This window comes from Biostraticola tofi, from assembly GCF_004343195.1.
GTDB classification, from domain to species: Bacteria; Pseudomonadota; Gammaproteobacteria; order Enterobacterales; family Enterobacteriaceae; genus Biostraticola; species Biostraticola tofi.
The window spans coordinates 164,211-179,504 of sequence record NZ_SMCR01000003.1 but is presented as its reverse complement, the minus strand read 5'-3'; the positions used below and the strand labels follow the sequence as shown (position 1 = coordinate 179,504).

Annotated in this window: 12 protein-coding genes; 7 read left to right on the top strand and 5 right to left on the bottom strand. The window is 54.7% G+C overall.

The annotated features are described in order from the left end of the window. The first annotated feature begins 180 nt into the window (after positions 1 to 180). Both moeA and moeB read left to right on the top strand, forming a co-directional pair. Positions 181 to 1,413, top strand: a complete 1,233-nt coding sequence (gene moeA / locus EDC52_RS08220; protein ID WP_131864851.1) for a molybdopterin molybdotransferase MoeA — start codon at positions 181 to 183, stop codon at positions 1,411 to 1,413. Beyond that, positions 1,413 to 2,186, top strand: a complete 774-nt coding sequence (moeB, locus tag EDC52_RS08215; protein WP_407924207.1) for a molybdopterin-synthase adenylyltransferase MoeB — start codon at positions 1,413 to 1,415, stop codon at positions 2,184 to 2,186. Before moeA ends, moeB begins: the two co-directional genes overlap by 1 nt. A gap of 129 nt (positions 2,187 to 2,315) precedes the next feature. On the opposite strand, the gene EDC52_RS08210 is transcribed toward moeB, so the two are convergent. Both EDC52_RS08210 and ompX read right to left on the bottom strand, forming a co-directional pair. Continuing rightward, positions 2,316 to 3,911 (bottom strand): ABC-F family ATPase, encoded by a 1,596-nt coding sequence (locus EDC52_RS08210; protein ID WP_131864850.1) that lies wholly within the window; start codon positions 3,909 to 3,911, stop codon positions 2,316 to 2,318. Positions 3,912 to 4,203: 292 nt separating this feature from the next. Further along, the gene (ompX, locus tag EDC52_RS08205) at positions 4,204 to 4,722 is read right to left on the bottom strand and encodes an outer membrane protein OmpX (RefSeq protein ID WP_131865142.1); all 519 of its coding nucleotides are present in this window, start codon (positions 4,720 to 4,722) and stop codon (positions 4,204 to 4,206) included. 707 nt (positions 4,723 to 5,429) lie between these two features. On the opposite strand from ompX, the gene dps reads away from it, so the two are divergent. The 5 genes from dps to EDC52_RS08180 all read left to right on the top strand — a co-directional run bounded on the left by dps (position 5,430) and on the right by EDC52_RS08180 (position 9,868). Further along, a complete protein-coding gene (gene dps, locus EDC52_RS08200; protein ID WP_131864849.1) occupies positions 5,430 to 5,933 on the top strand; it encodes a DNA starvation/stationary phase protection protein Dps in 504 nt (167 codons plus the stop codon). 159 nt (positions 5,934 to 6,092) lie between these two features. Further along, positions 6,093 to 6,359, top strand: a complete 267-nt coding sequence (locus tag EDC52_RS08195) for a DksA/TraR family C4-type zinc finger protein (RefSeq protein WP_131864848.1) — start codon at positions 6,093 to 6,095, stop codon at positions 6,357 to 6,359. A gap of 229 nt (positions 6,360 to 6,588) precedes the next feature. Then, positions 6,589 to 8,865 (top strand): mechanosensitive channel protein, encoded by a 2,277-nt coding sequence (gene ybiO, locus EDC52_RS08190; RefSeq protein WP_131865141.1) that lies wholly within the window; start codon positions 6,589 to 6,591, stop codon positions 8,863 to 8,865. Positions 8,866 to 8,887: 22 nt separating this feature from the next. Continuing rightward, positions 8,888 to 9,517 carry a flavin reductase family protein gene (locus tag EDC52_RS08185; RefSeq protein ID WP_131864847.1) on the top strand — a complete coding sequence of 210 codons (630 nt, stop codon included), beginning with the start codon at positions 8,888 to 8,890 and terminating at the stop codon, positions 9,515 to 9,517. Positions 9,518 to 9,646: 129 nt separating this feature from the next. Next, complete coding sequence (locus EDC52_RS08180) at positions 9,647 to 9,868, top strand: hypothetical protein (protein ID WP_131864846.1); 222 nt, start codon at positions 9,647 to 9,649, stop codon at positions 9,866 to 9,868. 184 nt (positions 9,869 to 10,052) lie between these two features. On the opposite strand, the gene EDC52_RS08175 is transcribed toward EDC52_RS08180, so the two are convergent. From EDC52_RS08175 to dinG, 3 genes are all read right to left on the bottom strand, one after another. Continuing rightward, a complete protein-coding gene (locus EDC52_RS08175; RefSeq protein WP_131864845.1) occupies positions 10,053 to 11,909 on the bottom strand; it encodes a M3 family metallopeptidase in 1,857 nt (618 codons plus the stop codon). A gap of 60 nt (positions 11,910 to 11,969) precedes the next feature. Continuing rightward, on the bottom strand, positions 11,970 to 12,950 hold the full coding sequence (ybiB, locus tag EDC52_RS08170; protein WP_131864844.1) for a DNA-binding protein YbiB: 981 nt from the start codon (positions 12,948 to 12,950) through the stop codon (positions 11,970 to 11,972). A 141-nt stretch (positions 12,951 to 13,091) separates the two neighbouring features. After that, complete coding sequence (gene dinG / locus EDC52_RS08165) at positions 13,092 to 15,188, bottom strand: ATP-dependent DNA helicase DinG (protein WP_131864843.1); 2,097 nt, start codon at positions 15,186 to 15,188, stop codon at positions 13,092 to 13,094. Positions 15,189 to 15,294: the final 106 nt, after the last annotated feature.

The window sequence follows — 15,294 nt, the reverse complement described above, 5'->3', positions numbered from 1 at the left end:
GTAAAGCAGAAATAACTGATGATAAATTACTCACGCCATCGGGGCTTTATTGATGAAAATACAGGCACATGAATGGCTAACTGCGCAGGGGATTTTTCGTCGTTGGCTTTATCTGACATAATAAAGCCAAGTTGCCTACCCTACCGCTCAGTTTTCACTGCCGGTTTTTAAGGAGCGCCTATGTCATCCTCCCCGCTGCTCACCCTGGAGCAGGCTCTGGAAAAAATGCTGTCTCACGTCAGCCCCCTGTCCAATGAACATAATCAGACGATAAGCCTCACTCAGGCAATGGGCCGGATAAGCGCAACAGCGATTGTCTCGCCGGTTAATGTGCCGCCCTTTGATAATTCCGCGATGGATGGCTATGCGCTGCAGGCGGTTGACATACCTTCCAATGGGACCTTGCCGGTGATCGGCACGGCTTTTGCAGGCCGACCTTACAGCGGTGAATGGCCGTCAGGCACGGCCCTGCGCATCATGACCGGCGCGCCGGTACCGACCTCCGCCGCAGCCGTTATCATGCAGGAACAGGCCGAAACGACTGACCAAGGCGTCCGCTTCGTCGCACCGGTAGCCATTGGCCAGAATATTCGTCGGATCGGCGATGATATTCACCTGGGCGATAAGGTGTTTGAGGCTGGCAGATTACTGGGGATTGCCGAACTGCCGATGCTGGCTTCACTGGGTATCGCCGAGGTCGAGGTGACGCGGCGGCTAAAAGTGGCCCTGTTCTCAACCGGCGATGAACTACAGCCGATAGGCGCGGCCCTTGCCGAAGGACAGATTCACGATACCAACCGTTTTGCCGTCAGACTGATGCTCGAACAGCTGGGTTGCGAAGTACTGGATCTGGGCATCATCCCTGATGATGCCGATGCTCTGCGCCAAGCCTTTAGTCAGGCTGCGGCGGCCGATCTCATCATTACCAGCGGTGGGGTTTCGGTCGGTGAGGCTGACTACACCAAATCGATCCTTGAAGAACGGGGCGAGATAAATTTTTGGAAACTGGCCATCAAACCCGGTAAGCCGTTTGCCTTTGGCCGCATGGGATCCGCCTGGTTTTGTGGGCTGCCTGGAAACCCGGTATCGGCGGCAGTGACGTTTTATCAATTGGTTCAGCCGCTTATCGCCCGTCTTTCCGGCCGCCAGGGTTGGCATTTACCGACCCGCCTACGTGCCAGGGCGCTGACGCCATTAAAAAAGCAACCCGGTCGCATGGATTTCCAGCGCGGGATTTTCCATCGCAATGAGCGGGATGAGATGGTGGTCGCCAGCACCGGCCATCAGGGCTCTCATGTCTTCAGTTCGTTCAGCGCAGCCAACTGTTTTATCGTACTGGCGGCGGAACAGGGCCCGGTCAAGGCCGGCGACTGGGTCGAAATAGAGCCTTTTAATCCGCTATTGCAACAGTAATGGAAAAGGAGCCGGCAGTGATCCCAGAGCTGACTAATGATGAAATGCTGCGCTATAACCGGCAGATTATGCTGCGCGGTTTTGATTTCGACGGCCAGGAGAAGCTTAAACAATCCAGCGTGCTGGTGGTCGGACTCGGCGGTCTGGGCTCGGCGGCGGCGCAATATCTTGCCGCGGCGGGCATAGGCCATTTATTGCTGCTGGATTTCGATACGGTGGCGCTGTCCAATCTGCAGCGCCAGGTTCTGCATACCGATGCGCGTGTCGGCCTGCCAAAAGTCGACTCTGCGCGCCAGGCGCTCGCCGCCATCAATCCCAATGTGCGATTGACGCCGTTAGCCGAAACCGCCGATGACGCCCGCCTGGCAAATCTGATAACCGAATGTGATGCGGTGCTGGACTGCACCGATAACGTGACTACCCGCGAGCAGCTTAATAAGCTGTGCTTCGCCACCGGCGTGCCGCTGATATCCGGCGCAGCCATCCGCATGGAGGGTCAGGTCAGCGTTTTTACCTGGCAACCCGGGGAACCCTGTTACCGCTGCCTCAGCAGGCTATTTGGCGACCAGAGCCTGACCTGCGCAGAGTCCGGCGTGATGGCGCCCTTAGTCGGCGTTATCGGCTCACTACAGGCCATGGAATGCATTAAGGTCGTCACTGGCTTTGGCGAGCCTGCCCGGGGCAAACTGATAATCTATGATGCGATGACGATGGAATTCAGGCAATTGAAGCTGCCGCGTAATCCTCACTGCGACGTGTGCGGGACGGTCTAGCAGGTCTTTGGGTAAGGACTACGGAGCAGGCCGGCCTGAATGATATGCGGGACGGTATAGCAGCTCTGTGAGGTAAGGACTACAGAGCTGGCCGGCCTGTATTATGTCGGCCGGTCCGCTCTGCAGAAATTAGTTCAGGCCCTGGCTGCGCAGGTAATCTTCGTAGTTACCGCTGAAATCGATAACTTTTTCAGGCGTCATCTCGATGATGCGGGTCGCCAGTGAACTGACGAACTCGCGGTCATGGGAAACGAAGATCAGCGTACCCTGGTAGACCTCAAGCGCCATGTTAAGCGATTCGATGGACTCCATATCCAGATGGTTGGTTGGTTCGTCCATCAGCAGGATATTAGGCTTGGACATCATCAATTTACCAAACAGCATACGGCCTTTTTCGCCCCCGGACAGCACGCTGACCGGCTTGACGATATCATCCTGGCTAAACAGCAGCCGGCCAAGAATGCTGCGCACCGCCTGTTCGTCGTCGCTTGGCTGCTTCCACTGGCTCATCCAGTCGAATACCGAGAGGTTTTCGGTAAAGTCACCGGCGTGATCCTGAGCGTAATAGCCGATACTGGCGTTCTCGGACCATTTGAGCTCCCCTGACAGCGGCGGTAATTCACCGAACAGGGTTTTCAACAGCGTGGTTTTACCGATACCGTTAGCGCCAAGAATCGCCACTTTTTCGCCGACTTCCACCATCATGTTCACTTTGCTGAACAGCGGCGGCAAATCCTGATAACCCTGACTCAGTTGCTGTACTTCAAGCGCGTTACGGAACAGTTTCCTGTCCTGCTCAAAGCGGATAAACGGATTCTGCCGGCTGGATGCTTTAACTTCATCCAGCTTGATCTTATCAATCTGGCGGGCACGGGATGTTGCCTGGCGAGATTTGGATGCGTTGGCGCTAAAGCGGCTGACGAATGACTGCAGCTCGGCGATCTGCGCTTTTTTCTTGGCGTTGTCCGACATCAGGCGCTCACGGGCCTGGGTAGACGCGGTCATATAATCATCATAGTTGCCCGGATAAATACGCAGCTCACCGTAATCCAGATCAGCCATATGGGTGCATACCATGTTCAGAAAGTGGCGGTCATGGGAAATGATAATCATTGTGCTGTTACGTTCGTTCAGCACCTGCTCCAGCCAACGGATGGTATTGATGTCCAGGTTGTTGGTAGGTTCATCCAGCAGCAGGATATCAGGATTAGCGAACAGCGCCTGAGCCAGCAGCACACGCAGTTTCCAGCCCGGGGCGACTTCGCTCATCAGGCCATAATGCTGTTCGACCGGGATACCGACGCCAAGCAGCAGTTCACCGGCGCGCGCTTCGGCGGTATAACCGTCCATTTCGCCATACAGGACTTCCAGATCGGCTACGCGATAGCCTTGGGCTTCGCTCATCTCCGCCATGGCGTAGATGGCATCACGCTCTTCCTTGACGGCCCACAGCTCGCCGTGGCCCATGATGACCGTATCCAGCACCGTGTAATGCTCAAAGGCAAATTGATCCTGACGCAGTTTACCCAACCGTTCATTAGGATCCAGGTTGACATGACCGCCGCTCGGCACCAGATCGCCGCCGAGTATTTTCATCAGGGTTGATTTACCGCAGCCGTTGGCGCCGATAAGGCCATAGCGGTTGCCACCGCCGAACTTCACGGAAATATTTTCGAACAGCGGCTTGCTGCCGAATTGCATGGTGATGTTATTACTGATTAGCAAAAGAGGTACTCTTGGTTAAAACGTGACATTAGCCACATTATGCCATATATCGGCGATTAAATGTGCCTTCTAGCGTGGTATCAGTGAATATAATCCGGTCATGCCGACAATGATGGGGATAAAACGGCGGGCAGTCAGGCTATGGAGGCGCTTAGAGACGCGAGCAAAGCCATACTTGCGGCGTACGCTGGTCAGCGGCCAGACTTGGGAGGTAAAACGAATAAGCCAGGGAATCAACAATAACAAGGCCGTAGGCGGCGATATTATCGCAGCGCACGGCCCTGAAAAGGTCTTAGAAGCGGTAACCTACACCGGCAATCCAGGTACCGATATCGGTAGAACGGATGCGGCTTTGTTCATAAGACACGTCAATTGCCACGTTTTCCATCGGGTTGAACTGCAGACCAGCGCCGTACGCTACGCCGTAGTCGCTATTGCTGTTATTTTCAGAACCGTTGGAAGCATTGTTCTGGAAGCGGCCATGGCCAAAGCCCACTACACCGTAAATGCTTGCCCAGTCGTTGAGGCGGTAAGCAGGACCAGCGGTAAAGCCGTAGTATTGGCCTTTGGAATAGTAACCGTCGGAAGAACTGTCGTCTTCGATGTGAGTGAAGGACGTAATGAAGCCTAAAGGCTCATCATTATCGAATTCGTAACGGTACTTCAGGTTAAAACCGTTAGCCTTGTTGACTACGCCTTGTGCGTCGCCCTGGGCATAACCTGCTGATACGGTGCTTTGACCAGCAGACGCAGAACCTGCGGCAACGGCCAGAACACATGCTAACGCTGAAAGACATGCAATTTTTTTCATAACCACCTCAAATGTGAATTTACGTCCTAACAATGGAAATATAACAAAAAGCAGCACGAAACTCTGCTTCATATTTATTGTCCAAGCAATGGTATCGTGTAACATAAGTTTTCAGCTTCATCTATCCCATTCATTTTACTTATGTTTTGCGCAAAGCCGTTTGCTATATTTTTCTTACCCCATTGCTGATATCCAGATAATTCTTAACCGAACGATCAAAAAATAGTCCAGCCTGAGAATTTTGCGTAAGTTTTTTCGTAAAAAAATCACTGGCCTGGCAGAACTTACACATTAGCCCGTCAAGTTTACCGTCATTGACGGCTTATTTACGTTTAACACCGCGCTGGCGTTGTGCTATTTTTATCCGCTATCGACCACAGCGGATTCCGGGCGCCACCGGCCAATAGTCAGCAATTCAGTTATTTCCGCCAGGTTAATTCAAATGAAAAGTATTTGTATTAATATTTAGATAATAATTGGTAAAATTAATTTCTTGTAGGATGACGCGCCAGACGGCAAAAGGGAACTGCAGGTTATTCCCCCGTCCCCAGCGGGAGCGGGCTGTTAATAAAGTGTAACTATATTGATCAAGCAAAGATATGGCCAATATCAGTAATAGGAAGCAAAAAGTGAAACTGCTGCTATACTGAAAGCCTGAACGAAATTAAAAACTATTAAATCAATTAGACATAAGAGGACGTTTAAATATGAGCACCGCTAAACTGGTTAAAACGAAATCTTCAGACCTTATTTATACACGCAATGATGTTGAAGAAGAGGTCAAGACGGCCACTATCGAAGTACTTAACCGTCTGGTAGTGGAATTTGTCGATTTGGCGCTCATCACCAAACAGGCGCATTGGAATATGCGCGGCAGCAACTTTATTGGCGTGCATGAAATGCTGGATGAGTTCCGAGCCACTCTTCTCGAACATCAAGACACCATCGCAGAACGTGTGGTACAGCTGGGTGGCGTTGCGCTTGGAACCGTACAGGTGACGAATGACCGGACGCCGCTGAAGAGCTATCCGACCAATATTCACAGCGTTCAGGATCATTTGAAGGCGTTGGCCGATCGCTATGGTGTCGTCGCTAATGACACTCGTAAGGCGATCACTGAAGTTGAAGATGAAGACACCGCAGACATCTTCACCGCCGCTTCACGTGATCTGGATAAATACCTGTGGTTTATCGAGTCCAATATCGAATAACCCAGGCACAGCTTCTGGTCCGGCATTAGCGGAGAGTCATTTACCCGATAATGCTGTACTCGGGCCAGTAAATAATAAGGTTGGCGGCGCAAGCGGCCAGCCTTTTTTATTTGCCAAGGTTGGCATTCTTTCATTCCTTGAATAACAGGAGCTTATCTTATGGCCAGTGGTTGGGCGCCAGACGGTGCCGTACAGGATCAAATCGATTCTACCATCAATGACGCGGTAGACCGCGCCCGCATGAACCGGTTGAAAGGGCCCAGCGCCGCCTGCTGCCAGGAATGCGACGAACCGATTCCACCAGCGAGGCGCGAAGCTGTACCCGGCGTCCAATTGTGTATTAGTTGCCAGTCGGCGCGGGATAGAAAAGCCGCGTCTCATGCTGGCTATAACCGCCGCGGGAGCAAAGACAGTCAACTGCGCTGAAACCGGCGCGGCAATAAGACACTCAGCGGCGCTGAGACCGGCGCGACAGTAAAGGCAGTCAACTGCGCTGAGACCAGCGCGGTAACATGCTTTTTCGCTAGGGCGGCATAATCGCTGAAGGTATCTATACTTAACCTCATTGATTTTATTTTGCTTTGTTTTCAACCTCCGCCATGAGGAAAGGTTAATGCCGCTGTATTCCGGTCTATCGGTGACGCGTTTGCACCTGATGCATCTGCGGAACATCGTCCTGCTATTACTCATCCCGTTCGTTTTACTCCCCCGCGCCATGGCAGCCTCTGATCCGGCAGGGGTAAATCCATCGCAGGCGGTAGCCTCAGCACACACCCAGGGCAAGCAGGAAGAACAGGAAAAACCCGGCGAAGAGGCCGAACAACAGGCTTCCTATGCGGCCTTGGCCAATATTCTGGATGACGAGAATTCACGGGCAGATTTGATCCAGCAGTTGCGCGCCGCTGCCGATGGCAAACAGAGCGATGTCACGCCGCAACTCGCCCCGGGCAGCGACAGTCAGGACGATCCGCCGACGTTGCTTGACAGCATCACCGGTGTAACCCGTCATTACAGCGGCGTGGTGAGCAATAAGCTCGCCGTATTGCACAACACCCTTACCCATGCTCCTCAGCATCGTTTTAACCAGGGGGTATTTCTTCAGGCCTTAAGCCGATTCGCTCTGCTGTCCGGCGCCACATTTGCCTTTTATTTTGCCGCCCGTCTGGTGATTGCTCCCCTGCTGCGTCGAGTGGGCCACTGGGGACGCAAGACCCATGAGCGCTACAAAAGTGGCGTCAAAGCGGTGCTAGTCCTGCTGGGTGCATTTGCTGCTGAATTGGGCTTATTATTGGCGGCGGTGATGGTGGGGCAGTTACTCGGCCAGTATCTAAGCGATGGCAGCCGGGTTCTGGCCCGCCAGCAGGCGCTGTTCCTGAATGCTTTTGCCTTGATGGAATTTTTCAAACTGTTGCTGAGGATGATCTTCTGCCCTGGTTATCCGGAGATTCGCCGTTTCCCGATAGGGGATCAGGGCGCACGCTATTGGAATAACCGACTCAGCCTGGTCAGCGGATTTATTGGCTATAGCTCAATGGTGGTAGTACCGATAATCGCCAATCAAACCAGTCTGCAGATTGCCGCGGTGGTCAACTTTATGCTGATGCTCGGCACCACGCTTTACATACTGCTATTGATTGTGCGCAACAAGCGTGTACTTCAGCAGGAGCTTGAAAGACTCGCCAACCGTTCGCTGGCATTTTTCAGCGTGTTTATCAGGGCCTTCAGCCTGGTGTGGCACTGGCTGGCAATCACTTATTTTGTGGTGCTCTTTTTCCTCACTCAGTTCGATCCCGGCAACAGCCTGAAATTCATGGTCACCGCCACCGTCAAAAGTCTGATGATGATAAGCATCGGTGCCCTGCTCTCCGGCCTGTTAACCCGTTGGATATCGCGGCATATCAGTTTGTCTGCCGATATGCGGCGTAATTATCCCCAACTGCAGCAGAGAATAAATGTCTATGTTTCCGGCGGCCTGAAGATCTGCCGCATTCTGGTGGTGTGCAGCGTGATATTGATGCTGCTGGATGCCTGGCATCTGTTCGATTTGGGCCACTGGTTGACCGATGATGTCGGTGCCCGGATGGTGGATGCGTTGCTGCGCATTGCGATCATCATGTTTTTCTCGGTGCTAGGCTGGACGCTGCTGGCGAGCCTTATCGAAAATCGGTTGGCCACCGATGCCCATGGCCGCCCGCAGCCCAGTGCCCGTACTCGTACTCTGCTGACGCTGTTTCGTAATGCGCTTTCCGTCATTATCAGTACCATCACTATCATGATCATTTTGTCTGAGATAGGGGTTAATATCGCGCCGCTGTTGGCAGGTGCCGGAGCCTTGGGCCTGGCAGTCAGTTTTGGCTCGCAAACCTTGGTAAAAGACGTAATAACCGGGGTATTTATTCAATTTGAAAATGGGATGAATACCGGCGATTTGGTGACTATTGGTGATGTCACCGGCGTGGTTGAGCGAATGACTATCCGATCGGTCGGCGTGCGCCAGGATACCGGTGCCTATCACATAATTCCCTACTCTTCTATTACCACTTTTGCTAACTTTGTTCGCGGTATCGGCTCGTTTGTGGCCAACTATGACGTCAGTCGCAATGAAAATATCGATAAAGTGAACACCATTCTGCGAGAAGCGGTCAGTGAACTGATGCAAAAGCCGGATATTGGCCCACTGGTCATCGGCGAGCCCAATTTCGGCGGTGTGGTCGGTCTGACCAATCAAGCCTTTACCGTTCGGGTTTCTTTTACCACCCAGGCCCTGAAACAGTGGACAGTGCGATTTGCGCTTGATGGTCTGGTCAAAAATCATTTTGAAGCGGCAGGCATCAAGCCACCCTATCAGGCGGTACAGGTCATCAATAACAGCGATGCGCCTGATGCCGACCCCAGTTCGGCAGCAGGCAGCCATATTTTACCCTCGTCCTGACGATGCGCATAACGGAGCAAATGTGAATAGTCAATCCAGACATTATTATGAACCCCGTAACGGCCATGGTCTGCCCCATGATCCGCTTAATGCCATTATCGGGCCAAGGCCTATCGGCTGGATAGCCTCGGTCAGCGAACATGGGCAGCGTAACCTGGCGCCCTACAGTTTTTTTAACTGTTTCAATTATCATCCGCCCATTATCGGCTTCAGCAGCGTGGGCTGGAAAGACAGCGTCGCCAACATTGTCGCCACCGGGGAATTTGTCTGGAACCTGGCGACCCGTCCTTTGGCCGAAGCGATGAATCGTTGTTCAGCGCCCCTGCCGGCCGGTGAAGACGAATTTGAACTGGCCGGCCTGACGGCGGTGAAAGGAGAACAGGTGTCTGCCCACCGAGTTGCCGAAAGCCCGGTCAATTTCGAATGCCGGCTGACCCAGTGCATCCAACTGCGGGCTGCTGACGCCCGGCAACTTGATACCTGGCTGGTGCTGGGAGAAGTGATTGGTGTGCATATTGAAAGGTCGCTGCTGGATGCTGAAGGGATTTACCAGACCGCAGCCGCCCAGCCGATACTGCGCGCAGGTGGGCCTAGCGCATACTACGGCATCAGTGATGAGTTGCGTTTTGACCTGTTTCGTCCGGGTGACTGAGAGCTGAGACTATCACCGAACAGCTGCATCAAAAAAGATGAATAACTTTTTCAATAATCACCTGTGTTATTACTGATAAATAAGAGTATCATAAGCATCTAATATGATATTATTTACTCAGTTATTATTATGAAACTATCAATTTATTCTCATTCACTGCTGCTGGCAGCAAGCCTGGCAACCTGCACCGCCTGGGCCTCAAGCGTTCCCGATATGCCCAGGAACATCAGAACTGACAGCGCCTGCATTGACAAGACCACCGCCGAAACCGCCGGCAGTTGCCCACGACAGGTCCTTACCAGCAATAGTCAGGCAGTGAAAGGCTACAGCCCGGTTTATCATCAGGATTGATACCTGCTACAAACCTGGTAGCAGGTCCCTCTTGTTGCCTCAGGCAAAAGATCCTTCACCCGACAGTTCATTACAGCCCCAGCCAGTGAACATAATGATATCTAACGCTCAGGTTAATCAGCACCGCATGCGGTAAACCGCGTTCTGGTGGCCTCGCCGCCCTCAGGGGCGAGGCATAATCACCTCAGCCATATCTTTTGGTTATCGCCTGCTCAAACGCCCAGCACATGTCTTCATCGCCTTGCTGATTAGATGCCAGTGTCAGTTCGCCATCGATAATCCGTATTGACGCCTGCAGGTCGAAATCAGCCGCCGGCTGCGGCCGCAGCGCGGCTTTATCCATGGTTGCACGGGCCAGTTGCCAGGCCTGGTCTACCGTCTGATTGCAGACCTCAGCCAGATAGGCCGGATTAAAACCCTCGCCGGTCAGCCTCAGTAGCGTATCGTTATGGCTGACGCTGTTGCCTGGGGCCCAATAATGCCGGGCCAGATCGGGTCCGATAGCCGGATTGTCCGTCAGATAGCCGTCGCGCTCAAGGAAGAAATGCCGGGTCTGTTCAACCGCCATCAGCGCCAGCAGGTAGCCCTGATAGGAACAGGCTGATTCCTGTGACAGCAGGTGAGGTATGGCCATGGTGGGCCGCGGGCTGCCGCTCACCCCCAGGATCTTCAGCTCGGTCTGGCGCGCCAGAGCAATAATATTCTCCGGCGTCAGCTTTTCATCCTCCCACTGATACAGCGCCCATTCAAAGTAAGGCACCAGCAGAATATGCCGTTCATTGAAAGCGCGCATCGGCTGGCGTGCAGCAATCGACTGATGGATCAGCGCGTCAGGAATCGGTTCATTATCAGCATTGAGCGCATAGCGCTTCAGCCAGTCGGCATCGTCAAGCAGGCTGTCGCAGAACATCGACTGGGTTTCGGCATAGGCCATTGAGGTCGGCGGAAACTCCTGGGAAAAACACGGTGCGTTCTGGGTGATATTGGAAAAATGCGCCGCATGCCCTCCTTCGTGGAACAGGGTATTGATGCCGCTGATGCCGCTGCCGATCTGATCCGGCCGGGCCAGGCTGGTAAAATTCAGTCTGGCCGGCACCCAACCGCCGTTATGCCAGAACGGTGGGACCGGGCCATGCATAAACCCGTTTTCATACTTGTCCTTGCGCACCAGCAGATCCAGCTGCATGGCGGCACCGCGAAAACCGATATGCAGCCGTTTAAAACTGTCTACCCAACGGCGCAACGATTGCGAGAACGGCAGATAGGGGTCCAGCTGGCGGGTGACGTCTCCGGCGCTGGCATAGCGTATATTCCAGGGCTCCAAAGCGCTTTGCCCTTTCGCCTGCGCCAGGACCCTGAGGCTATTCACGTTGGCATCGCGGGTCTGGGATTCAAAGCTTTCAAGAATGGCGAACAGCTGCTCTGGGGTCATCTGTTCTGTCTTGTTAACCTTGTAATCAAAAAAATTCCGGTATCCCATTCGGCGGGCGAACTGATTGCGCAACCGGACCAGTTCGGGGAAACCGTTATTCACCAGCCATAGCTCCAGCTGATTAAGTGCCAGATGAGAACTCCGCCGACAGGCTTCATCGTCGTTATTGGCCTGATTGGTCAGGAGCTCACCAAGCGTCGCCGGCACCGGCTCGTCGCTGCCGTCCTGATGCCTGAGCACCTGCGTTTTGCGGCGGATATACAGGCTGTTTTCAGCGGCGATGATCTGGTCCATCAGCGCTTGAGCCTCAGCATCCTCGATGACATTACAGTCAAAGAATCGCGCCCAGCCATTGAGGCCATGCAACAGCGCGTCCCGTTCCTGACCTGCGGGAAGGCCATGCAGCCCGGCGATATATTCACGCAGCTCGGCCGGCCTGGACGGTGATGAAATAAAGCGTTTATAGGCCGTTTCGGCCTCAGCGAAGCGCTCAGGGACATCTGCAGCGCCGATAGCCATATAATTCTGCCAAAACAGATCTTCTTTCGCCTGGTGGACCGCCAGATAGTCCTGATTGAGACGATTAAAATACTCAAGTGCCTGTTGCATAGCGAGTCATTACCCCTTGCTGAAAACGCCGTCCCTTTGATGTCCGGCCGATAGGTTGAGTCAGCCGGGACTGAATGCCCGGTCGATAGTGTCAAGCGCGCTGGCAATCCCGTCCGCCTGTCCGGTGGCTTTCAGGCAGCAGGCGAGCTGCAGCCGGATAGCATCCGGCAAGGCAAGCTCTCCTCGCAGGCAGGCTTCGGTCCAGCGGGCGGTACTGAGCGCATCTCGCCCCTCCGGCTGGGAAGACAGCGGCGGCAGTGGGTACTGTTGCGGATCCAGCAACAGTTCCTGTTCACCTCGGTGAAGTCCGATAATCCTGGCCATGCGCTGAGGATTGGCATAGGTCTCGCCTTCGGTGCCGTTCATCAGCAGGCCGCTGGCATTGATGGCGGTGAAAAACGCCGCTACCCGGGGCACATATTCTGGATGCGAAACGCTGGCCAGCCGCCAGTGCAGATGATGATGAAACGGCGTCGCCAGCTTGGCCAGGGTGTGGGCGCTGTTCCTGACGCCCATACGCCAGCGCAGATTAAGCTGTGAATCCATTTCCGGCGACATCAGCTTAATCGGCAGGAATAGCGGTTTTCTTTGCATTATCAACGCACTTTGCGCATCTTCACGGCGGGTCGGCGGATGAATGCCAAGCGCCCGGAAGATCTCCGCGCTGGTTACCCGGGCGGGATCATGGCTGACGCCATGCACCACTACCGGGAAACCGAGCGTGGATAGCGCCATGGCCAGCAAGGGGGTGAGGTTGGCCTGTTTGCGGGCACCGTTATAGCTGGGTATAACGATGGGCGGCGGCATATCCGCCGGCGCCTGCAGCGGCATCACCCGCTCCTGCATCGCCTGATAGAAGCCGAGCATTTCCTCTTCGGCCTCAGCCTTGATGCGGAATGCAATGAGGATGCCGCCCAGTTCAAGGTCAGGCACTTCACCGGCCAGCATCGCCCGATAAAGCGCCAGGGCTGTCGGCTGGTCGAGACTGCGCGCGTGATGCTTGCCGCGGCCTATCTCTTTAATGATCTTAGTGTAATCCATAGGCCATCCCTTTGTGTTGTCTCTGCCGCCCATGATATATCGCCGTCAATCGGCTGGCCTGCCGTTACACTGGCGGGCCGGCCGGCAACACCCCGTCACTCGGTGCTGCAGCGGGCGAACGCCTCCACGCACCGGCTGGGTTCAGACCGCGCGCTGCTCGATCGGAAATACCGGCAGCGCCGCCAGCAGCCTGGCCCCGTACGCTTTACTCAGCAACCGACGATCATAAATCACGATTTCGCCAGTGCATGCATGGCTGCGGATAAGACGCCCCACTTGCTGTATCAAGTTGAATGAGGCGACAGGCAGGCTCTGCACCTCAAACGGGTGCCGTTGCTGGCTTTTGAGCCATTCACCTTCGGTCAGTACTACCGGGCTGTCAATAGGGGGGAAGGCAATTTTGTGGATATGGACCTGGGTCAGCAATTCGCCTTTCAGATCCAGCCCTTCGGCAAACGACTGCAGACCCACCAGCACGCTGGTCTTGCCTGCCTCCACCCGGCGGCGGTGTGCTTCAACCAGCCGATAGCGTGGCTGGTCTCCTTGCACCAGCAGGCAGAGCCTCTGGCTGGCAAGGTGGGTCAGGAATAGCTGCATCGCCCGATGACTGGCAAACAGCACCAGCATGCCATGATGAAGACCGGCGGCAAGCTCGGCCTGGAAGAAACGCGCCATCTCCTCGATGTGCTCGGCTTCACGGGCCATTACCGGTTCATTGTCCATCAGCGGGATAACCAGTTTGCCCTGATGGCGGTGATCAAAGGGGGAGTCAAGCGCGATAAAGCGATCCCCGGCGCGCTCCTTTAGCCCGGAAAGCTCCTGCATGCGCTTAAAGCTTTGTAGCGAACGCAGCGTCGCCGAAGTGACCACCACGTGGGGCACCCGGGACCACAGCAGTTTTTCCAACTGGCTGCTGACGCGGATGCCGACGCAGTGCAGATACAAGTGGGCGCCATTCTCGCCCATTTCACGCGTCAGCCATTTGGAAATCGGCGCATTGGAAGCCTCCTGCAGCGCGGCAAGTTTCCATAGCCGGGCGGTCGATTCCCAGTATCCCAGGCTGCGGCTCTGCTGCAGCAGCGCCTGGTGGAGTTTGACGATGTCATGCTTGGCGGTTTTCTCGCTCAGATCGTCAAGAATGAATTCCGCCAGCATCCGCAGCTCTTCCGCAAGCTTGTGCAGCCTGGCGGCGATTTCGGTCATTTCAGGCGGCAGCTGTCCCATCTCAAACCGGTGTTCCGCCTGCACACTGTCCCTGGGCAAAAAACCGGCGGCCTGCTGGCCAAATGCCAGCACCAGCGCCAGTATCTCGTCGCAGTGGTTTTTCAGCCGGCCGGCTTCGCTGAGTCGGGGAGGTTTGGCCGGGCGGAATTGCGCCAGTACCTGTTCCGTCTGACGCATAAACTGATCCAGCTGATGTGAGACGAACGTCAGGGTGATTTCCCCCTCCATCTCCAGAGCATCACGAGCGACGTCAGGCAGGTGGTGCCCTTCATCAAGCACCAACAGCATGTTTTTTGCCTCCGGCAGCACCGATTCGCTCTCCATTGCCGCCATCACCAGCGCATGATTGGCGACCACCACATCGGCGTTTTCAATTTCCTTGCGCGCCAGAAAAAACGGGCACTCACGAAAATAATGGCAATTACGCCCGAGGCAGTTGGCTTTGTCGGTACTGAGCCTGGACCACAGCGGATCATTGACGGTTTGCGTATAATGATCGCGCAGGCCGTCCCAGGCAAAGCTTGCCAGCGCTTTTTGCAGCGAAACGCAGAGTGCCTGCTCAGCGCCGGTGGCCGGCGCCATCTCTTCATCCAGAAACAGCATCAGGTCGCCCTGAAAGGCGGTATCCGCCGCGAGGATGGCCAGATTGCGCGGACAGACATAGCGCCGACGACCGAAGGCGCCGGTGAATTTCAGATCCGGAATGATTTTTCGCAGCAGCGGCAGATCTTTACTGAAGATTTGATCCTGCAGGGCTACGTTGGCGGTACTAACGACCAGCGGTTTTTCTTCGGCGCGGCTGATGGCGATACCCGGAATCAGGTACGACAGGGTTTTGCCGACCCCGGTGGGCGCTTCAATCGCCAGATGCCGTTCGCTTTCGCCGCCAAGCGTGCGTGCGACCTCGGCAATCATTTGACGCTGAGGAGCGCGCGAAATGAAATCCGGGATATGTTTCTGCAGCGCTTTATACCAGTCGTGGATTTGCGCTTTGGTAGCAACGGACAGCGACATGAGCCTTCATAATGTAATCAACAGGACCGGTATTGTCACACAGACCGGCGACGGCGTCAGCCTGATACTGTACATATCTGCAGGGGCGTCGCAAAAAAAGTCACCG

Bases quoted from the DNA above. Each gene is read 5' to 3' on its own strand.
- ybiO (WP_131865141.1), top strand. From the start codon at position 6,589: ATGCATCTGCGGAACATCGTCCTGCTATTACTCATCCCGTTCGTTTTA.
- dps (WP_131864849.1), top strand. From the start codon at position 5,430: ATGAGCACCGCTAAACTGGTTAAAACGAAATCTTCAGACCTTATTTAT.
- dinG (WP_131864843.1), bottom strand. From the start codon at position 15,188: ATGTCGCTGTCCGTTGCTACCAAAGCGCAAATCCACGACTGGTATAAA.
- ybiB (WP_131864844.1), bottom strand. From the start codon at position 12,950: ATGGATTACACTAAGATCATTAAAGAGATAGGCCGCGGCAAGCATCAC.
- EDC52_RS08175 (WP_131864845.1), bottom strand. From the start codon at position 11,909: ATGCAACAGGCACTTGAGTATTTTAATCGTCTCAATCAGGACTATCTG.
- ompX (WP_131865142.1), bottom strand. From the start codon at position 4,722: ATGAAAAAAATTGCATGTCTTTCAGCGTTAGCATGTGTTCTGGCCGTT.
- moeB (WP_407924207.1), top strand. From the start codon at position 1,413: ATGGAAAAGGAGCCGGCAGTGATCCCAGAGCTGACTAATGATGAAATG.
- EDC52_RS08195 (WP_131864848.1), top strand. From the start codon at position 6,093: ATGGCCAGTGGTTGGGCGCCAGACGGTGCCGTACAGGATCAAATCGAT.
- moeA (WP_131864851.1), top strand. From the start codon at position 181: ATGTCATCCTCCCCGCTGCTCACCCTGGAGCAGGCTCTGGAAAAAATG.
- EDC52_RS08180 (WP_131864846.1), top strand. From the start codon at position 9,647: ATGAAACTATCAATTTATTCTCATTCACTGCTGCTGGCAGCAAGCCTG.